Origin of the sequence: Pseudoalteromonas sp. SG45-5 (assembly GCF_014164085.1) — a bacterium.
Lineage (GTDB): Bacteria > Pseudomonadota > Gammaproteobacteria > Enterobacterales > Alteromonadaceae > Pseudoalteromonas > Pseudoalteromonas aliena.
The window spans coordinates 96,207-116,002 of the sequence record NZ_JACJEM010000002.1 but is presented as its reverse complement, the minus strand read 5'-3'; the positions used below and the strand labels follow the sequence as shown (position 1 = coordinate 116,002).

17 protein-coding genes are annotated in these 19,796 nt (G+C 40.4%); 2 read left to right on the top strand and 15 right to left on the bottom strand.

Annotation, left to right across the window (positions count from 1 at the left end; all coding sequences use genetic code 11):
- From H5119_RS01050 to H5119_RS01040, 3 genes are all read right to left on the bottom strand, one after another.
- A partial coding sequence (locus tag H5119_RS01050; RefSeq protein WP_182700884.1) for a transposase occupies positions 1–754 on the bottom strand: 754 nt, incomplete at its 3' end.
- A 192-nt stretch (positions 755–946) separates the two neighbouring features.
- The gene (locus tag H5119_RS01045) at positions 947–1,966 is read right to left on the bottom strand and encodes a transposase (RefSeq protein WP_182700883.1); all 1,020 of its coding nucleotides are present in this window, start codon (positions 1,964–1,966) and stop codon (positions 947–949) included.
- 216 nt (positions 1,967–2,182) lie between these two features.
- Positions 2,183–2,482: a hypothetical protein gene (locus tag H5119_RS01040; RefSeq protein WP_182700882.1), complete on the bottom strand. Its 300-nt coding sequence runs from the start codon at positions 2,480–2,482 to the stop codon at positions 2,183–2,185.
- Positions 2,483–2,886: 404 nt separating this feature from the next.
- Here H5119_RS01040 and gloA point away from each other — a divergent pair, with 404 nt between their 5' ends.
- A complete protein-coding gene (gene gloA, locus H5119_RS01035; RefSeq protein ID WP_182700881.1) occupies positions 2,887–3,414 on the top strand; it encodes a lactoylglutathione lyase in 528 nt (175 codons plus the stop codon).
- A 66-nt stretch (positions 3,415–3,480) separates the two neighbouring features.
- On the opposite strand, the gene htpX is transcribed toward gloA, so the two are convergent.
- The 7 genes from htpX to bioB all read right to left on the bottom strand — a co-directional run bounded on the left by htpX (position 3,481) and on the right by bioB (position 10,599).
- Positions 3,481–4,344 carry a protease HtpX gene (gene htpX / locus H5119_RS01030; protein WP_182700880.1) on the bottom strand — a complete coding sequence of 288 codons (864 nt, stop codon included), beginning with the start codon at positions 4,342–4,344 and terminating at the stop codon, positions 3,481–3,483.
- Between the two features lie 243 nt (positions 4,345–4,587).
- Positions 4,588–5,031 (bottom strand): IS200/IS605 family transposase, encoded by a 444-nt coding sequence (gene tnpA / locus H5119_RS01025; protein WP_182700879.1) that lies wholly within the window; start codon positions 5,029–5,031, stop codon positions 4,588–4,590.
- A gap of 77 nt (positions 5,032–5,108) precedes the next feature.
- The gene (locus tag H5119_RS01020) at positions 5,109–6,692 is read right to left on the bottom strand and encodes an FAD-dependent oxidoreductase (RefSeq protein WP_182700878.1); all 1,584 of its coding nucleotides are present in this window, start codon (positions 6,690–6,692) and stop codon (positions 5,109–5,111) included.
- 122 nt (positions 6,693–6,814) lie between these two features.
- Positions 6,815–7,498: a dethiobiotin synthase gene (gene bioD, locus H5119_RS01015; RefSeq protein WP_182700877.1), complete on the bottom strand. Its 684-nt coding sequence runs from the start codon at positions 7,496–7,498 to the stop codon at positions 6,815–6,817.
- A 28-nt stretch (positions 7,499–7,526) separates the two neighbouring features.
- The gene (locus tag H5119_RS01010; protein WP_182700876.1) at positions 7,527–8,390 is read right to left on the bottom strand and encodes a methyltransferase domain-containing protein; all 864 of its coding nucleotides are present in this window, start codon (positions 8,388–8,390) and stop codon (positions 7,527–7,529) included.
- Positions 8,387–9,544 (bottom strand): 8-amino-7-oxononanoate synthase, encoded by a 1,158-nt coding sequence (locus tag H5119_RS01005; RefSeq protein WP_182700875.1) that lies wholly within the window; start codon positions 9,542–9,544, stop codon positions 8,387–8,389. Before H5119_RS01005 ends, H5119_RS01010 begins: the two co-directional genes overlap by 4 nt.
- A gap of 14 nt (positions 9,545–9,558) precedes the next feature.
- Positions 9,559–10,599: a biotin synthase BioB gene (bioB, locus tag H5119_RS01000; protein WP_182700874.1), complete on the bottom strand. Its 1,041-nt coding sequence runs from the start codon at positions 10,597–10,599 to the stop codon at positions 9,559–9,561.
- Between the two features lie 93 nt (positions 10,600–10,692).
- Here bioB and bioA point away from each other — a divergent pair, with 93 nt between their 5' ends.
- Positions 10,693–11,991, top strand: a complete 1,299-nt coding sequence (bioA, locus tag H5119_RS00995; RefSeq protein WP_182700873.1) for an adenosylmethionine--8-amino-7-oxononanoate transaminase — start codon at positions 10,693–10,695, stop codon at positions 11,989–11,991.
- 57 nt (positions 11,992–12,048) lie between these two features.
- Here the strand turns inward: bioA and H5119_RS00990 are convergent, their stop codons facing one another.
- From H5119_RS00990 to H5119_RS00970, 5 genes are all read right to left on the bottom strand, one after another.
- On the bottom strand, positions 12,049–12,447 hold the full coding sequence (locus H5119_RS00990; RefSeq protein ID WP_077537858.1) for a hypothetical protein: 399 nt from the start codon (positions 12,445–12,447) through the stop codon (positions 12,049–12,051).
- Between the two features lie 6 nt (positions 12,448–12,453).
- A complete protein-coding gene (locus H5119_RS00985; RefSeq protein WP_182700872.1) occupies positions 12,454–13,398 on the bottom strand; it encodes an ornithine cyclodeaminase family protein in 945 nt (314 codons plus the stop codon).
- Between the two features lie 374 nt (positions 13,399–13,772).
- The gene (locus tag H5119_RS00980; RefSeq protein WP_182700871.1) at positions 13,773–16,766 is read right to left on the bottom strand and encodes a TonB-dependent receptor; all 2,994 of its coding nucleotides are present in this window, start codon (positions 16,764–16,766) and stop codon (positions 13,773–13,775) included.
- 721 nt (positions 16,767–17,487) lie between these two features.
- Positions 17,488–18,159 carry a GntR family transcriptional regulator gene (locus H5119_RS00975; protein WP_077537855.1) on the bottom strand — a complete coding sequence of 224 codons (672 nt, stop codon included), beginning with the start codon at positions 18,157–18,159 and terminating at the stop codon, positions 17,488–17,490.
- A 129-nt stretch (positions 18,160–18,288) separates the two neighbouring features.
- A complete protein-coding gene (locus tag H5119_RS00970) occupies positions 18,289–19,785 on the bottom strand; it encodes an aldehyde dehydrogenase (NADP(+)) (protein ID WP_182700870.1) in 1,497 nt (498 codons plus the stop codon).
- Positions 19,786–19,796: the final 11 nt, after the last annotated feature.

Below are 19,796 nucleotides of genomic sequence, written 5' to 3'. Positions count from 1 at the left end.
GCCCTGTTAACTCAACAAGTTCAAGGTACGATTTAAGCTCAAACGGTAGCCCTTTTGGCATGATTTGACGTGGCATGCCTGCAAAGCGGAGCAATTTTTTCGGTTGCTTGCCTTCTTTTGCGCATGTTAAGCGTAGTTGAGCGCTGGTATGGTCAGATTCTTCTGGGGTGTTAGCCATTTTGGCTCTAATGGGATTTAAGTCTACATACGCCATGCAGGCCGCCAATGCGGCTTCATCTAATAATGCTTGTGAACTAAATCGTCCCTCCCAAAAACGGCCAGTGCAGTTGTCTTCTTTATTTGCCCTGCGCGCAATGTCTTCATTTAACACCCGCATAAACCAACTAATACTTGATAGACGCTCTCGATATTCCTTTACCGTTTGATTAAAAAAGATAAGTTCAGCTTTACTTAGCTTTTCACCTTGTACGTATTTCTGCGTTAACAATGTGCCTTTACAGAGTTTATGCCAGCGAATAACAATCGCTTTGTCATTCAGCCGATTCGCTTTTTTATCATCAACATACATGACTAAATGGGTGTGGTTACTCATAACAGCATAAGCACAGACATCAATACAAAACACCTTGGCTAATGCGAGTAACTTATCTTCAACCCACCCTCGTCGATGCTCAAAAGATTGACCCGTAAAATGGTCTTCACCACATAAAAATGCACGGCGTACACATCGTGATATACAGTGGTAGTACTTTGTATCAACCAAACTTACTTGACGCTTTCTTGCGATTGCCATAAGACACCCTACTTGTTTTTTGCACTAAACAAAGGCTAGCCTCTAACTTCGAAAAGTGCAAAAATTAGGATGGGTGTCTAGTTTATTTTAACTATTCTTGCGATTGCCATAAGACACCCTACTTGTTTTTTGCACTAAACAAAGGCTAGCCTCTAACTTCGAAAAGTGCAAAAATTAGGATGGGTGTCTAGTTTATTTTAACAGCGGATTTCGTTTTCTAAATTGGTTATCCGCAATGTAGGTATCGAACCCACTTTTCGCCATGTAGTCAAGGTTTGCTTCGCTGTTAAACCCACTGTCTGCGGTGAATTTAATCGTGTGCTCGTCTTTGAGCTTGTCGGTGTTCAGTTTATCGAGCTGCTGCTTTAATTGTTTAACCGCTGGCTGCAGGGTTTGTTGCTCACCCACTGAGCCCCACGCCTGTGCTTGCAGTATAATTTGATGTTTATCGTCATTTATCGCTATCCCGTTGTAGCCTTGGATTGTCCCTTTTGACGTGGTCATTTTCGCACTATCGGGGTCGGTAATATTACTTTTAACTGGCTTGCCTTTACTGCCTGTTTTTTCTTTGTGAGTGGCTAAAAACGCGGTGATTTTATCTGCACTTTTATCCAGCTTTTCTTTTTGTTTTAAATCCTGTGTTATTAACTCCTCGCCCAGCCCATCTTGCGCTTGGTGACGCTCAATAATACGTTTACTCGCACGTTCTAATTTTGCTTTTTTACGGCCTAGCTCATCGAATGTGCCGCTCCATTCTTTACTCGCATTCGACTTTAACTTACAGCCATCAATGGCAAACATGTTGCGGCCTATCAAGTCTTCCTCATCACATATCATCAGTACTTGCGTAAAAAGCGGCTCAATCTGTTCATGCATTTTAGCCACAAAACCCGCTATAGAAGTGTAATGCGGCTGAATATCACCTGACACACTCATGAACAGAATATTGTTCTCACAGGCCTTGGCTATTCGGCGGCTACTAATTAATCCATGTGCATAACCCAATAAAATAATCTTTAGCATCACCGATGGCGGATACGCCGCGGCACCCGTTTTATCGTTGTTATACCACGCGTCAAAGCCCGACAAGTCGAGTTTATTTTCGACGATATAACAAAGGGCATATTCAAAGGTACCAGGCAAAATTTGCTCAGCGAAATTGATAGGAATGAATTTATTTTGACAGGATAAGTCAGGCTTATAGTTAGCCATAACAGTTTACCGTGGGTGAATAATATCTATTAGATCACAGCGAACGGATGGATTCAAGGTTAAAAAACAATCAATTTAAAATAGTAGAATACGTTCCTAAAAAGAGTAATTCTACAGCCTCAACGCCTCACTAAGAGGCAAATGATAGTTGGTTAAAATAAGCGACGAAGGAGCAAAAACCAACTGTTATTTGTCCTTTTGAGTGACTTGTTAGTTTTATTTTATGCCGTAACCGTTTGATAACACAACGCTACAAGTACCATCGACCCTAGAAGTAAATGAAATATTGTCAGCAACAAATATACGATCAGAAAAAGATAATTTTACTTTATTGATAGAGTCGGCTTCGAAAGTTGTTAATTTAACATCACAATTTTTTAGGATTAATTGATCAACAAAGTTTTGCTTTAGGTCTGAGCCACCCTCTACATGCCTAGTTTCCCCTGAAATCACCTGATTTTCATTAGCAGCTAAATTGAATGAGATAGTAGCGATTATAACTAGTAGATATTTCATACACTTCCTTGTTGATATAAAACTAACAATTTTGTCTACGACATTTGTCGTTTTATAAACCGACGAATGTCCATATATTACAATGTATTTATCTTAACCATCAAATAGACACCTGTAAACAATAAGTTAACTGAAAATTATTTTTAATCAGTGCGCAAATGCACCGAAATGGTGGAGATCAGTAATATTGGACAAAACAACAAGCACTGTATATATATACACATCCCATTTGTTGGGGATTCATATCATCCTTTTAAACTATGATTGTCAATCAATAAATTTATTTGGAGCCCTTTTATTTTTACAAAACTTATAAGGATGGTTTTAATTTATCTTACTGTTGATATGATGACTCAATAATTACAATCATCTTTTTCTCTTTTTAATTCTCAGTAAGGATCACCATGTCTAGCTATAACGAATCTCCAGAACAAGTTGAACAGGCTACTCAAGGCTTTGTTATGCAACAAACTATGTTACGTATTAAGGATCCAAAGCCGTCGCTCGAATTTTATCAAAATGTATTAGGTATGAAGCTGTTAGGTAAGTATGACTTTCCTGAAATGAAGTTTACATTGTACTTTTTAGGCTACGAGCCAGAGCAGCCAGAAGGTGATGATAAAACCAAAGCTAAATGGGTATTTGGTCGCCCTGCGCTAATTGAGCTTACTCATAACTGGGGCACAGAAAACGACGACAGCTTTGAGGGCTACCACAGCGGTAACCAAGAACCTAAAGGCTTTGGTCACATTGGTATTAGTGTACCCGATGTATACGCAGCCAGTGAACGCTTTGCAAAGTACGATGTAGAATTTGTGAAAAAGCCAGACGATGGCTCAATGAAGGGCTTAGCATTTATAAAAGATCCTGACGGCTACTGGATAGAAATACTCTCACCAGAAGGCATTACCGATATTATTTTTGGTAAATAACCAGCTTACTACACACTAAAAAGCCAGCTATTACGCTGGCTTTTGTGTTTGTAAATAAGAGTTACCTTATTTACGTAGTGCGTCTATTCGTGCATCAAGCGGTGGGTGCGACGAAAACAACTCAGCAACACCTTTGCCACTTGCAATACCAAAGGCCATCATTGAGCCTTCTAATTGCGAAGGATGGTTTTGCTTTAATCGCTCAAGAGCTGAGCGCATTTTATCTGCACCTACTAATTTAGCTGCGCCGCTGTCGGCTGCAAACTCACGCTTACGGCTGTAACTTGCAACTACTATGCTTGCTAGCACGCCAAATAATACTTGGAATAACATATCGAATAAGAAGTATGTCCAGCTACTGCCACCCTCTTCTTCATCGCTATTAATAAAGTTATCTACTATGCCAGCCAGTACTTTTGCGGCAAATATTACAAAGGTGTTTACCACGCCTTGTATTAGCGTAAGCGTTACCATGTCGCCGTTAGCAATATGCGATACTTCGTGGGCAAGTACGGCTTCGGCTTGATTTTTGGTCATGTTGTGCATTAAGCCTGTGCTTACTGCCACTAATGAGTTGTTTTTACTTGGGCCCGTTGCAAACGCGTTCATTTCTGGGCTGTCGTAAATAGCCACTTCTGGCATTTTAATACCTGCTTTTTGTGCTTGCGCAGATACCGTTTGTACAAGCCAATGTTCGGTTTCGTTTCGAGGCTGCGTAATTACATGCGCGCCTGTTGATTTTTTAGCGATCCATTTCGACATAAATAACGAAATAAACGATCCACCAAAACCAAATACGGTGGCTATAAGTAAAATTCCGCCAAGGCTACGATGACTTAAGCCCAGCGCACTCATTATTATTGAAAGCACTACACCTAATACCAACATAACCGCTAGGTTAGTTAATAAAAACAAAAATATACGTTTCATATTGTCCTCACAAAAATAGGTTTGCTCACCGAACATAAAATTAAATTAGGTTAAAGCAATCACTGCATTATGACACACTATGTCATAACGTTAGCGCTATTCTGTGACAAACTATGTCATAACACAAGTGTTATTTATGTGTTTATTGATAATTTTTTTAAGAAGAGTTTTGCAGCAAAATAAACATCCCCGGGGCAAGCCCTTCTGCTAACGCAGAACTCACTTCGTGAGCGGGGTATTTGGTTAGAACATAGCTAACTGATGATCCGAATGGAGTTGGTCATAATTATTTCCTTGGTTTTTCACATACTTTCTTATCATTGATTCGTCACCATGTTTTCCTACCGTACTTGCAAAATAACCATCTGACCAAAACTCTCCACCCCATAACTGCTTTTTAACATGAGGGCACTTTTTAAAAACCTCTCTTGCCGTTAAACTTTTAATCATCGTTACCAACTTTGTAATGCTGTAGGTTGGTACTGACTGAACTAAAAAATGAATATGATCTTCATCCGTCCCAATTTCTAAAAATTTGATTTCGTAACGTTTTTCTATTTCAACACAAATTTCTGTGATTGCCCTATCAACTCCCACATCAAGAACTGCTCTTCTATATTTTGCAGGGAAAACTAAGTGATAAAGCAAAACTGTCACATTGTGGCTTTTATGTATAAATTCGCTCATGACTCAATACTACGCCGCAAGCGGCGGGGAATAAACCCGAAGAGATTTAAAATGAGGTTTACTTATAGATCAGCTTATTACAAGCTGTTATTTAGCTCCGCCATATCAATTGGAAAACCACGCTCGTGTGCCAATATGCGTGCAACTTCGCCAATTTTTTCGCCGCTATTATGTTTAAGATACGACCATTGATGGGTACTGCGGTGATGATTTACAGCAGGATCACTGCTTATTATTCCCAATTTTATAAACTCACCCACTATCTGATCTGCCGCTATTAACGTTGACGATGCTTTAACATTTTCGGCCCGTGCATAATTAATATGCGAATATAAGCTTACATCGGCTACGCGCAAAGTGTCGTCATCCCCTGGGATTTGTTGCCCGCCAAACAAGGCATTATTTTGTGTGCTAGCAGTTTTAAATGCAGGGACAAACTCGGCGACATAATCAATTGCTGTTTGGGTACGTGTTTGCAATGCTGCTTTGTCCCAGCCATCTTTAATATAATGCAGGTATTTATTGGGAAGTTTAGGTTGTGCGCTCATTGGCGTGGCATCAGCTAAGCCATCATTAAACAATGTAATGTTGTTGGTCATGCCATGTATTTGAAAATAACCATTAGGGTAAGGGGTTAGCTGCGCCATACCTTCTGGCGTACCTCGGTTACCATAAATAATTATTTCGGGTATTTGCCCACCAGCACCTTGCCAATGAGTAATGTAAGAGGCTTTAAATTCGACCATGCGTTTTACATCTACCCCAACCAGGTCGTCAATAATACCGGTTTGAAAACCACACGCATTAATTAGGTAATCTACCTCAATGGTTTGTGAATCGGCTTGTGTATCGGTTGAAGTATCAGGTTGTTCATCAAGGCTTGGCTCTGATTGGTATTCAATGCGCCATTTAAGTGTTTGCTTATCATTATTGGTATTTATAACTGGCGATACGTTTTTAACACTGGTGCTTGTTAAAACATGAGCGTGTTTGTACTGTGCAAGGGCCAGTTGAGCACTGGCCGATAAACGAAAAATATTCCAGCCATATTCTTGGGCAACAATTAGCGGAAACTTTAGCTTATTTAAATCTAAATGCTTAGCCACGGGTATCATCCACTCATCTAATGACGTGGGCTTGGCTACTTGTTTTTGTTTAGCAAGCTTTAGCATTTGCTCATAACTATATAACTGATAATAATGCTCGGGCTCGCCTAACACTTTATTAGCGCTGTCTTGCTCTACAAGCTCGCTGTAGGCTTTTACTAATTTATCTAAACGCGGAAATAAGTCCTCCGATGCGTCATCATCGCGCTTGGGGACTGCAAATACTGTGGGGCGAACATCGATGGTGTGAGGATAAAGGCGAGCAATATCTATACATTGCTTGAGTAAATCTATGCAGTCTTCGTCGGGTATTTCACGATATAAGTTGCCACCTGCATGCAAATGGCACATTGGCGGGCCATCAATTAACGACTTTTTCTTTTCAAGTACATAAGTCTCTAACCCTAACGCAGCAAGCCTAATGGCTATTGTGGCGCCAGCTGTGCCCCCACCTATTATACCTACGCGTTTTTTAGGTAAGCCATAGTTTAGTGCTTTTGGCTCAGCGCTTACGTGCGCATCTGGAGCGTAGCTTTCAATAAATGGGTGCGTCATATAGTCGTTATGTCCTTAGTAACATTGTCTTTAAGCAAGCTATGTATTTATAAACGTTTATATGTGTACTAAGGCTGACTATTTCAAGATTTACCTAAATAAAGTAACTTTTTTAAAACCACTTAAGTGTTAATAGATAACGCACTAAGCAAGCTTTTGTATATTTGTAACTTAGGAGTTTGCTCGCTGTATGGGCTTATAGCAAGTATTGGAAACGGTAAACGTGCTTTAAGTGAATCAAGGTTTGCTTGGTACTCGTCCATATTTTTATCTACTTGGTTTGCAATCCAACCAACGCAGTTTATACCCATACTTTGCATATGCGCAGTGGTTAGTAACGCATGATTTAAGCAACCTAGTTTCATACCAACAACGAGTATTACCGGCAGTTGATCTGCTTTAACCCAGTCGTATAAATAATCGTTTTTATTAATAGGTAATGCCCAACCACCCGCACCTTCGGTAAGTATGTAATTAGCGCCCTGTTGTTTTACGTTTTTATAAGCATCACTAAGTTTATCAATAGTAATACTAACTCCAACTTGCTCAGCAGCTATGTGCGGCGCAATAGGTGGTGCAAACGCAAACGGATTTACTACGTCGTATTTAGCGCTCACTGTTGCGCTTTCCATTAGTATTAGGGCATCGGTGTTTACTAGTTGATCGAACGCCATTTCGCAGCCAGCAGCAAGGGGCTTAAAGCCAATAGCTTGTTTTTTATGTTGGGCAAGTAACTTTAATAGCAAACTGGTAACGTGGGTTTTTCCGGCATCGGTGTCGGTGCCTGTTATAAAAAATTCTTTCATGCGTTGCCTTTAATATCTTTGGGCTTATTTAGTGTTTTTCTAATGATAACAGCACCACATGATAAGACACACATGCTTTATTATTTATAAGCGGATACGCACTGCATACTTTTTTAAGCGCCGATTTGGTAAGTAACCCTTGGCGCGTATTGGTATGATTTTGCGTAGTTGCCCCTATAGCTTTAATTGAAGCAATCGCTTTTAAAGGTGTTGTGTATTCATCGGTGTAAATACGTTTTTTAGCGCTGTTAATAGTAAATCCTGCATTTTGGACTGATTGGTTTATATACAATTCATTATTAAAGGTATTTATATGACTGTTTGAATCAAGCGCAGAAAAAGCTGTTTTTATTTCGTAAAGTGAGCCCTCTACCACAGTGCTTATGTACGCCTGCCCGCCAGGTTTTAGTATGCTGTAAAGTGATTGCATTAAAGCCGAAAAATTAGCAGACCACTGCACTGCAAAATTACTGTAAATTACATCAACACTGTTTGCTTGTAGCGGTAAGTTATCCATATCGGCGCATATTTTAGGTGTGGTTAAATGACTACTTTGCAGCATGTTTAAACTCAAATCTATTGCCACAACGCTTGAAAACATGCTTTGTAATGTGTGTGTATTAACAAGCGGGCCTGCGCCTAAATCAACACAAAGCTTATTTTTATTAATGCCTGGTTTTATAAGTTTAAATAGATCGCTCGCTGCGTGTTTTTGTACATTTGCGTGGGTGTTATAATGCGCTGCTGCCTTTGAAAACTTACTTTGGGCGGACTTTTTTAGCTCCTTGCTTAAATCCTTGTTTAAGTCTATGTCCAATTCGCTACTTACTAGGCACGGTTTTACAAGTTGTGTTTGCACTAGGTCTGTTTTTAATACCGGCTGAGCAGTCATGCTATTGCACCTACTAAATGCTTAACTAAATGCGTTATGTCTTGCTCGGTATGTGCGGCGGTTAAAGTAATGCGTAAACGTGAGGTGTTATGTGCAACCGTGGGTGGGCGAATAGCCGTGAGCCAAATGCCCTGTTGTTTAAGTTTATCTGCCGCTTGCAACGTTTGCTCAGCGCAGCCTAATACAATGGGTTGTATGGCTGTGTTTGACTCCATTACTGCAATATTATGGGTGTTAGCGAGTTGCTTAAATAATGCGATATTTGCACTTAGCTTATCGCGTTTATCATCGGCTGTTTTTATGCTTTTAATACGCGCAAGTGTGTGGCTTGCCATAAGCGGCGACATAGCGGTTGAATAGGTATAATCGCGATTAAACTGCAGCATGTATTCAATAAACTGTTTATTGCCTAATACACACGCGCCACTACTAGCCACTGATTTACCAAAGGTAATGACTAATATATCTGGCAGTGTAATGCCCTCTTCTAAAAGTACTTCGCAACTGCCTAAACCTGTTTTGCCTAATGCACCAAAGCCGTGTGCGTCGTCAATCATTAGCCATGCGTTGTGCTGTTTTGCAAGTGCGAGTAATTCTTTAAGAGGCACGGTATCGCCATCCATCGAAAACACGCCTTCGCTTATAATAAGCTTGTTTTGCGCTTTTGATTTTTCGAGCCGTGAACGTAGGTGGTTTACGTCGTTATGATTAAAACGCACTAAAGCCGCGTTACAATGCAAAGCACCGTCAATCAAGCTTGCATGATTTAACTTATCTTGAAAAATAGCGCTGTTTTGTGCAGCGGCTTTATCTTGAAACAACGCTTTAATTACGCTGCTATTTGCACTAAACCCTGAGTTAAACAACATGCCTGCGCCATAACCAAATTGCTCGCATAAGTATTGCTCAAGCGCTTTTTGTTGCGCCTGATAACCTGTCACTAATGCAGAGCTGTGACTCCCTAATGCGTGGGAGTCATTAAGGTTAACAACCACGTCACCAAACCCTAAGTAGTCGTTACTGGCAAAGTTAAGGTAGGTTTTGTCATTAACCGTTATGGTACGCGCTGTAGCATACTCTACTACGTGGCGTTTACGAAGCAGTGCATCTTGCAGGCGAGCCTGTAGATGCGTTTTTATAAAATCAAAAGGCATAAATATAAAAAAGCCTACACTTCGTAAAACAATTCAGAGGTTGCTTTGTCGGCTACTTGCGATGAAAGCGAGGCTTCAACTGCTTCGTCTGAATAGTCGTGACGTTTTTCTGGGTTCATGCCTAGTTTTTTAATTAGGTTCATATCGGCATCAGCGTCTGGGTTTTCGGTGGTAAGTAGTTTATCACCATAAAATATTGAGTTAGCGCCTGCAAAAAAGCACATAGATTGCATTTGCTCGTTCATGGCGTTGCGCCCTGCCGATAAACGCACATAGCTGTGTGGCATCATAATACGTGCTGTTGCTATGGTACGTATAAATTCAAAGTGATCTAAATCGTCTACGTTTTCAAGCGGTGTGCCTTTAACTTTAACGAGCATATTAATAGGCACGCTTTCTGGCTGTTGTGGCAAATTAGCGAGTTGCATAAGTAGCCCAAAGCGGTCGCTTGCTTGCTCGCCCATGCCGACTATTCCGCCCGAGCATACTTTCATACCGGCATCGCGTACGTGGTCAATGGTATTTAATCTATCTTGAAAAGTACGGGTTGATATAATTTGCTCGTAATACTCAGGTGACGTGTCGAGGTTATGGTTGTAGTAATCAAGCCCTGCGTCACGAAGTTCATGAGCTTTTTCGTTTGTGAGTTTACCCAGCGTCATACAGGTCTCTAACCCTAGCTCTTTTACTTCTTTAACCATTTGCGAAATATATGGCATGTCTCTGTCTTTTGGATCTGACCATGCAGCACCCATACAAAAACGCGTCGCGCCTTTTTGTTTTGCAAGGCGCGCTTGCTCTACTACTTTTTCTACTTCTATTAAGCGTTCGCGTTCTAAATCTGTTCGGTAATGGCCAGATTGCGGGCAATACTTACAGTCTTCTGGGCAAGCGCCTGTTTTAATTGATAACAACGTAGAAATTTGCACTTCATTGGGGTTGAAGTTAGCACGGTGAACCGATGCGGCTTTAAACAGTAAATCGTTAAATGGCATTTCAAATAATGCTTTAACTTCAGCGTGGGTCCAATCGTGACGAACAGGTGCAAGTTCCATAATACTCTCTTATTTTTTCATGACGGTTATATTGGCTTAGTCTACGAGTTGAAGTACCATTGTCAACAAAGCCCACCAAGTTAAAGTTTACATATGATTAAAAATAACACGATTGACCTTGATTTTGATCGTGAGCACATTTGGCATCCATATACGTCTATGACTAAGCCAATTCCGGTATATCCCGTTACACATGCCAATCACAACATTATTCACCTCGAAACTGGCGAGCAATTAATCGATGGTATGGCCTCGTGGTGGAGCGCAATACATGGCTATAACCACCCTGTTATAAATAACGCCATGATTGAGCAAATTAATAATATGAGCCACATTATGTTTGGCGGTATTACGCATAACAGCGCGGTAGAGCTGTGCAAAAAAATAGTAAATATAACGCCGCCTAGTTTAACTAAAGTGTTTTTAGCCGACAGCGGATCGGTAAGTGTTGAAGTAGCAATAAAAATGGCGCTGCAATATTGGTTAAGCCAAGGCATTACAACAAAACAAAAATTAATGACGCCTTACAAGGGCTACCATGGCGACACCTTTGCAGCCATGAGCGTATGCGACCCCGTTAACTCAATGCATAGTTTATATTCAGGTTTTTTACCTGAACATATTTTTGTACCTGCACCGGTTAGTCAATTTGGGAGCGAGTTTAACCAAACTGAAGCCCAAGAGCTTGAAGAATACTTTAAAGCAAACCACAGCCAAGTAGCCGCCTTTATAATTGAGCCAATAGTACAAAACGCCGGTGGTATGAACTTTTATCACCCCGATTATTTAGCCTGCGTGCGTAAATTGTGCACCCAATATAACGTACTACTAATTTGCGACGAAATTGCCACAGGCTTTGGCCGTACAGGTAAATTATTTGCTGTAGAGCACGCTAATGTAGAGCCCGATATAATGTGTATTGGTAAAGCATTAACTGGCGGCTCAATGACGCTATCGGCCACTATCACTAGCGATAAAATAGCCATTGGCATAAGCGAAGGTGAAGCAGGTGTTTTAATGCACGGCCCTACTTTTATGGGTAACCCGCTTGCCTGTGCTGCGGCCTGCGCAAGTATTGATTTATTACTTGAGCAAAACTGGCAACAACGAATAAAGCAAATAAACACCCAGCTACAACAACTTAATAAATGCAGTGAACTAGATGCGGTTGCCAATGTGCGTATTTTAGGTGCAATAGGTGTTGTTGAACTAAACGAGGCTGCGGGCAATGTTGATGTTGCTAAAATTCAGGCTTATTTTGTAAAGCAAGGCGTATGGATACGTCCCTTTGGTAAACTAATTTACTTAATGCCACCGTATATAAGTGATGACGAAAGTATTAAAGCACTGTGTGAGGCAATTTATAAGGCAATTAACAACAAGCAATATTAACGCTTGTTGTTAATTTATCTAAGCTCTAAATAATAAATCTACCTTACAGAGTTCAGGCTAGTTAATGAAATGACTTAGACCAAGTAAAGCCAACCCTGCAAAAAGCCATATAGAACCAAAGTTCTGCCAAAGCAGCGCATTTTTATAGACCCTCGATGGGTTGTCTTTATCAACCAATAATGTACACAACTGCCCTTGTTTGTGTAAGTTAAATAACGGCTCATCTAAGTCAACCACGACACTGTGCATATCACCATTAAAACGAAAACTAACCAGCATTGACTGCTGTTGAACGAGATCCAAAGGTGATACCCGTGTGTTAACCACTGACGTAATTGTACTAATTTCGCATACTCGCCAATGATGTTTGCGTATTTTACATTTCAACCATCTAAAAAATGGCAGTAAACCAGCACTAATAAAACACACACTCAAAATGAATAATATATTCGTCATCAAATATTAACCTTCTAATGATTGGTAAACACTATTCGCTGCAATCAAATCACTCAGCGCCGTTCCTACCGATTTGAATACCGTAATATCTGTTTCATTAAAACGGGCGTAGCTGTTTGCTTTTGCTAAATCGGATAACTCAGCACGAATATCGTGTGCTCTAAACACTCCTTCTTTAATGGGTTGCAGCACCTCGCCAGCCTCGCCTAACACATTTACTCTGCTATCAACGTATACATGACTGCGGGTAATCGTTGTCGTGTCGCATTCACGTTGCTCACTATGATGATTACCAATTAGATCAACATGAGTGCCCGGTTTTAACCATGCGCCGTTAAATAAAGGCGTTGGCGACCCTGTTGCACAGCTGATCACATCGGCGCTAAAAATAACTTCCTCGGTACTTTTACCCATAACAAAATCGATATAAGGAAATGCCTGCTCAAGCGAATGTTGTAATGCCGTTACTTTTTCAACATTACGTGCAATTAATGTCACCCGAGTAAAATTACGAACCGTTAAATGTGCCTTGACCATGTATAACGCTAAATTACCACTACCAAAAAAAACTAAGTGATTGCTGTTTTCTCTGGATAAATACCGGCTCGCTAAGGCTGATACGGCTGCGGTGCGCCACAGCGTAATGCGCGTGCCATCCACCAAAGCTAAGGGCTCGCCATGATCCCGTGAGAACAACATAATTTTGGAATATAACGAGTCATATTCTGTGTGTGTATTGCTAGGGAAATAAGTAAACGCCTTAACACCAATAACTTGTTCATTCCACGCAGGTAATACAGCAAAGGCATCACGATTGGTCTTAGTGGTATCAAGCTCGTATACATTGCGTTTAGGCATGCAAAAGTCAGATGCAAAACCTTTTTGTAGTGCAATTAGCAAGGATTCAAAATTAAGAGCATCATCAATGTGTTCTGCATTTATTATTTTCATTTTTAGACTCCAATTTAAATAACGTCGGTGTATAAGTACAATTTGATCATTGATTGCATTAGCACACGATTAAAACATGTACCATAGTAGAAACAAACCCAATTTTGCATACAGTATGCTTTTAATAAACTTTTAACAAGTCCGTATTTATCAACAAAAATGCCGAACAGTTTCCTGTTCAGCATTAAGGCTGTAATGTGTAAATTATAACTATTGCTAATCAACATTTAGGGCGCAAATTATTTAAATTAAGTAATTTTTAATAATTTATTTAAGCACCCTGTGCTTGGTATTTTTGAAATGTTAGTGCAAAACCAAGCTTATCTAAAAAACAACCAAACTATTCAAACAACTTACAACCTTCTAGGGGGAAATTAAAATTCAATGCGCGCAACTAAAGACACATAACGCGCTCCTTGACGGCTGGTCACTAATCCGTAATCAGGGTTTAGTTCTAAACCACCTGAACCAAACTGTGCACGTTCTTCGTTAATATTTATCGCACTATCACTATTGAGTAAATTATATACAGTGCCTTTTAAGGTTAAGTCTGTACCAAAAAAGTCAGTGTAGTACGTCAATGACATGTCTATATTAGTGAGCCAAGGTAAATTACCTTTACTGCCACGTGGCGCTGGGTTTCCATTCTCATCATAGTGAGATGCTTGGTCATAGTACTTACTGGCACATGCATCCCACGGATTGCCCGCAGCACAGCTACCAACGCCATCAGGATGTTGCGAAAAATAACTTTTTGGACGACCTGATGTTGTGCGAGCAACTAATCCTAATGTTAGTGCTTCTGTAATATTATATGCACCACTGAACTTAATCGCATGGCGGTGATCGTTAGGTAAATTACCGTAGCCATTATCCATCAAATCGCCGTAGTCATACGATGTTGTCCAACCTGGATCTGCTTGGTTGTTATCCGTTTTAACAAGCCCTTCAGTATTACCGTAACTATGTGACCATGTGTATGAAGTATTAATGCGTAAATCATCAGTCACGTTGCCATCTAGAGTAAATTCAAGAGCTAGGTATTTACGCTTAGCTTCTGGTAACGCAAGTTCTTCAGCACTCAAATTGACGTTATCTACTTGACCATCACCATCGAAGTCATATGACATTTGAATCGCTTCACCGGGATTATTAAGCACATAATACGAACCTTGCCCAACGTTATCGGTAATTCCCAGCTCTGCAAGCTTTTTAGCCAGTACAGGGCCTACATCAGTGTCTTCAACACTACGACCTAAGTCACGGTAAATAGCACGAACGCCCGCAGACATTCCATCAAACACTTCTTGTTGGTAACCTATCGTAAATTCATCACTGTACATTGGTTTTAAAGAAGCCGAGGCAATTAATCCTGGTTCAGTAATACCTCGTTGACGCCAACGTCTATCACGTAGCATATCTCCACGGCTAGGTGATCCATCCGCTAATAAAGATGGTGAGCCACTGCCTTCTAATTGATCTAATTCGAAATACTCAAACCATTCAATTGATGCTGAACCTTGCGTGATATTCATGTTTGCAGAAACAGGTTGAAAATAACGCCCAAAGGTTGCAAATACTTTTGCACTACCATCGCCACTAACGTCATAAATTGCTTGTAAACGTGGCGCTATTTGATTATCAATATCAACGAAAGCACGACCATCTGAAACAGTGTTTTCAAACTGGCTATAACGCAAGCCCATATTAAGCACTAAATTATCTGTGACTTGCCATGAATCATTAAGATAAAACGCTAATGAAGTGGTGTCCGAATCTACTTCACGACTACGTACTCGTCTTTCGATAAAATCCCCCCCTAGTGCAGCGCCAGACACATCGTTTTCACCGGCCGTTTTTACTGTCCACCAGCCTTCAGCGTCCCCAATGCCATTTTGGCCTTCAAAGAAATCAACTTTTACATTGGTGTAATCCACACCAAATTGAATTGAATGCTCATCTAAGTCCCAGCTAAAATCAATGCGAGCTTGATCGCGTGTGTATTCTTCTTCGCTAACATTCGAATTAGTATGTTGGCTTAACGTAACAAATCCGTCTCGCTCATCCCATACGCCTGGGTTTGGGGATGCAACTACATTTTCAACGTTTTCTGTTACGCGCCCAACAACAGCCGAAACTGAAAATGTATCTGTTAGATAACCATTGTAATTTACGCTGTACACCTTCCCGCCATCTTCGCCAGGTGCATCAACCCCTTGTTGCGCTCCAACGACATTTTCTTTCCACGCGTAAGCATATGTTTTATCAGTCCATGTACGCTCGTTATTCATCGCTGAAAAACCAAATGAGTGATCCTCATTTATAAACCAATCAACTTTAGCAAACCAGCGGTCTTCATCTCGTTCAAAATCAGAAAATGTTGTTTGACCCGCGCTATTTCTTTCCTCTTTGCGAGGGGCATATAAACCATAAAAGAATAATGAATCTTCAACAATTGCACCGCTAGCCCATAACTGAAGCTCTTTAAAATCATAACTATTTTGTTGAGTATTGCTACTTATAGTGCCATTTTCTTGATAGATAGAATCATGCTGACTACGTAAACTATCGGGATCCCAACGAGCCTCTGCTCCAAATTTAAAATCGTTATCACCCGATTTAGAAACTGCGTTAACAATGCCACCTAATGCGCCACCAAACTCAGGGCTCACCCCGCCCGTTTTAACTTGAGTTTGTGAAATAGCTTCCCAAGGAAGTCTAATAGAGCCAAGCCCAGTGCGAATACTGGTTATATTTAAACCATTAAAGTAATAGCCATTTTCAGCCGCTGATGATCCACCAAAACTTGATGCGCCTTTAAAGTTAGAGCCACCAGGTGCCGATGTACCAGGTGCTAACAATGCAATGCTTTCAAATCCTGTATTCACAGGCATGGCTTTAAGCTCAGAGTCGCTAAATGTAAGTCCAGAAGTAGATGAAGACATATCGACACGACGAATTGCAGAGCCAGTGACTGCGATACGTTCCATGTCGCTGCCCGCTTTATAGAGTTGCACATCGAGAATGATCGATTGACCAATTGTAACAGCCACGTTTTCTTCTTTAAGTGTTTGATAGCCGTCTTTAACAATTGTTACATCATACTTACCTACCGGCACATTACGCAGTAAATACTCACCTTGTGCATTACTCGTAATGGTAAAAACTAAACCTTTACTTTTGTGCTTAAGGGTTACAGTTGCACCAACTAAGTCAGTCCCTGCTTGCGCTTCAATATGGCCTTTTACAATGCTACTACCATCAACTGCGTGTGCAGCTGGGGTGATCATTAATGCCGTTGCTATTGCAGTAGCTAATAGAGTATTTGTGCCTGTTTTATTTATTTGCTTTTTATTATATGTAAACATAAAAATGTCCCTTTGTTCCCATTGATTTTTTATCCACCTAACAAGTGGTGATAAAAAATATACACCTATTACATATTGTATACAATATTAAATATACATAAGTTATTTCTAATTTTGTAAATTCATTTAAAAGTAGAGTCAACTCATTGATAGAAAAAAGAACTATAAAGTGTAAATTTTATGTTTAGAGAATGGTGTATTAATTAACCTGAACTCTGGTTAAGAGATTTACTAACGTATTAAATCATAATGATATTTAAAGTTGTTTTTCTCTAGCCACAGATTTTCAGTGAAAACAAGGCGAATATACGCGTCAATAGCGGGCCTATTGCAAGTAAATTCAACGCAGTTAGCGCTGGAAATAGCTGCTCGAGATAGATTTATTATTCAGAGTTCAGGTTAATTAGATTGGGGTGAAGGTATAGTTGTTCTAAAAGGTAAAACTGTGCCAGAAGTATGTTAGTTACGTTTTATAAAAAGAGTGCAGACTGGCGAGAAATACTTTGCGCAGTAAAAACTACCTACCGCGCAAAATTAGGACGTGTTGGCCTTTTGTCATTAATTTTGAAGCTGTATATTTAGATGAGGCAAAGCCTATTAGGTGTGGTTGCTCCCTATAAATAGGCGATAACGCAGCATAAATGCCAAACTCGCGCCGCATTTCTCCCCCTAGATTGAACAAATTTCAATCCACAAAGGTCAACACGCCCTAGTATTGGGATTATTTACGTTGTTCATCTTCGAGCTTTATAAGCAGTTTTTTAATGTCGTTTTTAGCGCCTAAAATATGTTTCTTCAAAAAATCACATGCTTTACGTGTTTCTTTATTACGACAAAGTTCTAGCAATATACGGTGCTCTTCTGGGGCGGTTGTTAAGCCACCTGCTAATAAAATATGCATTCTCACATAGCGTTCTGAGTTTTTGCTATACATATTAACTAGTTCTTGTGTTTGTGGACGACATGCACGACTGTACAACTTACCGTGAAACTTACTATTTAAATCACCGGTTTCAAGGTGGCTATCACCTGCATCCATCGCATCTTCTAGTTCGGTCAAAATTAATTCAGCATCAATTAAATCTTGATGAGTAAGATCATTAATCGAATAACTTAACAATTCAGCCTCAAGAAGTGCGCGTAAATCAAAAATTTCATCAATTTGCGAGGCCGATAATTGCGTGGCGGTAGCCCCTTTATGCGCCTCAAAGTTAACCAAACCTTCTGCCTCAAGCTGTAATAATGCCTCTCGAACGGGAATTCGGCTGACATTTAGCTCCGTAGCCAATGCCGCTTGGCGAAGTGGCTCTCCTCCTTTAATTTCTCCTGAGAGGATCTTTGCGCGAATAGCTTCTGCAACGAGCTGAGTTCGGGTTTTGTGCTCAATAGCCATGATATTCCTATAAATTGCATTTAGCATACATTATACGTACCTAGGCTAATAAACCAAGGTACAATGCCATTAAAGCCTTATAAGATAACATAAATAGGGACAAAAGAAATTCCCATCCCTCCCTATTTTTTATGACTGATAACAAATGGGCCTCAAAAATCGCAACATTGCATGTGTGCCAACAGAGGTGCTGCGCACGTCCGTTGAGCTTGGAAATGGCCCGCCATGATTCATCGAACCACACACTTCAACGCCTGTTGGCATTTGATTTGTTATTAAGCGGCCCACTTTATATTGCAACATTTCTGTTAAGCACTGTGCGCTATCTAAATCATCTTGTGTACCATGTAAAGAGGCAGTGAGTTGGCCTTCAAGCTTATCGATTATTAACAATAATTGCTGTTCATTCTCATAACGAACAATTAATGCTGCAGGACCAAATACTTCATCATGCAATGCAGGTGAGGCCAAATAAGTATCCACACTGCATGCAAACACATGTGCATTAGCATGAAAATCAGACTCAAGCTTGCCTTTAGCCAATAAGCTGACTTGATCCATATTGCTCCGCTGGCTAGTTGCGTATTTAAAGCTTTTAATAATACTCGGTGATAGCAGCGTGTCTGAGAGTGAATTGCCTATGCAGTCGGCTACTTCTTCTTCAAAACCTTTACACCCAGTTGGGACTAACCAAAGCCCTGGGCTCGTACAAAATTGGCCGTTACCCATAAGCATTGATTGACATAACGTTTGTGCAATACGCGCACCTTGCTCTCGCGCTTTGTTTGGTAAAATGATTTGTGGATTAATACTGCCAAGCTCTGCGTAAAAAGGGATCGCTTCATAACGCTTAACCATTGTTGCTTTAAGCGCGTTTGCAACACTAAGAGAACCTGTAAAACCTACGGCTTTAATAGCTGGGGCTGCAACTAAGGCATGTGAAATGTTATAAGATTTACTTTGCACCATAGCAAACACACCTAACGGCATTGCACATATTTTAATAGCCGCTAACGCTGCTCGTGCCATCAATTCTCCCGTTCCTGGATGAGCATCATGGTTTTTTACAATAACAGGGCAACCTGCCGCTAATGCAGCCGCAGTATCGCCGCCAAGAGTTGAAAATGCATACGGAAAATTAGATGCACCAAACACGGCAACGGGCCCTAACGGTAAATAGTTAAGCTCAGTACGCGGTTTAGGCAGAGGCTGACGCGAGTTATCTGCTTCATCAATAACTTTTAAGCCCATTGGTGAATCAGGAGACTCTCGCAAAACCTGCGCAAATGCTTTAAGTTGATTAACAGTGCGCATACGCTCACCCTGCAATCGGGCGAGCGGTAAGTTTGTTTCTTGCTGCGTTAATGTAAGAAGCTCATCGCCTAAGACTATTATTTGCTCTGCAATGCAATCTAGAAATAGTGCGCGTTGTTCAAACGTTGTTTTTCTGTATGCTAAAAATGCGTTTTCGGCTTCGTTAATTGCAAGCTCTAATTCATTTACACTGATATTAAAGAAATTGGTCTCTAAAGGTACGTTATGAGCAGGTGAAAATGCTTTAAATTCACCGTTATCACTGTTGCCTAACCATTGACCTGCAATTAAACTTTGTCCTGTTAATGTCATACTTTTCTCCT

What these genes read in the sequence shown, in the direction of transcription:
- H5119_RS01040 (WP_182700882.1), bottom strand. Translation starts at nt 2,482, where the DNA reads ATGAAATATCTACTAGTTATAATCGCTACTATCTCATTCAATTTAGCT.
- bioB (WP_182700874.1), bottom strand. Translation starts at nt 10,599, where the DNA reads ATGGAACTTGCACCTGTTCGTCACGATTGGACCCACGCTGAAGTTAAA.
- htpX (WP_182700880.1), bottom strand. Translation starts at nt 4,344, where the DNA reads ATGAAACGTATATTTTTGTTTTTATTAACTAACCTAGCGGTTATGTTG.
- gloA (WP_182700881.1), top strand. Translation starts at nt 2,887, where the DNA reads ATGTCTAGCTATAACGAATCTCCAGAACAAGTTGAACAGGCTACTCAA.
- H5119_RS00985 (WP_182700872.1), bottom strand. Translation starts at nt 13,398, where the DNA reads ATGAAAATAATAAATGCAGAACACATTGATGATGCTCTTAATTTTGAA.
- H5119_RS01020 (WP_182700878.1), bottom strand. Translation starts at nt 6,692, where the DNA reads ATGACGCACCCATTTATTGAAAGCTACGCTCCAGATGCGCACGTAAGC.
- bioD (WP_182700877.1), bottom strand. Translation starts at nt 7,498, where the DNA reads ATGAAAGAATTTTTTATAACAGGCACCGACACCGATGCCGGAAAAACC.
- bioA (WP_182700873.1), top strand. Translation starts at nt 10,693, where the DNA reads ATGATTAAAAATAACACGATTGACCTTGATTTTGATCGTGAGCACATT.
- H5119_RS01005 (WP_182700875.1), bottom strand. Translation starts at nt 9,544, where the DNA reads ATGCCTTTTGATTTTATAAAAACGCATCTACAGGCTCGCCTGCAAGAT.
- tnpA (WP_182700879.1), bottom strand. Translation starts at nt 5,031, where the DNA reads ATGAGCGAATTTATACATAAAAGCCACAATGTGACAGTTTTGCTTTAT.
- H5119_RS01010 (WP_182700876.1), bottom strand. Translation starts at nt 8,390, where the DNA reads ATGACTGCTCAGCCGGTATTAAAAACAGACCTAGTGCAAACACAACTT.
- H5119_RS00990 (WP_077537858.1), bottom strand. Translation starts at nt 12,447, where the DNA reads ATGACGAATATATTATTCATTTTGAGTGTGTGTTTTATTAGTGCTGGT.
- H5119_RS00980 (WP_182700871.1), bottom strand. Translation starts at nt 16,766, where the DNA reads ATGTTTACATATAATAAAAAGCAAATAAATAAAACAGGCACAAATACT.
- H5119_RS01045 (WP_182700883.1), bottom strand. Translation starts at nt 1,966, where the DNA reads ATGGCTAACTATAAGCCTGACTTATCCTGTCAAAATAAATTCATTCCT.
- H5119_RS00975 (WP_077537855.1), bottom strand. Translation starts at nt 18,159, where the DNA reads ATGGCTATTGAGCACAAAACCCGAACTCAGCTCGTTGCAGAAGCTATT.
- H5119_RS00970 (WP_182700870.1), bottom strand. Translation starts at nt 19,785, where the DNA reads ATGACATTAACAGGACAAAGTTTAATTGCAGGTCAATGGTTAGGCAAC.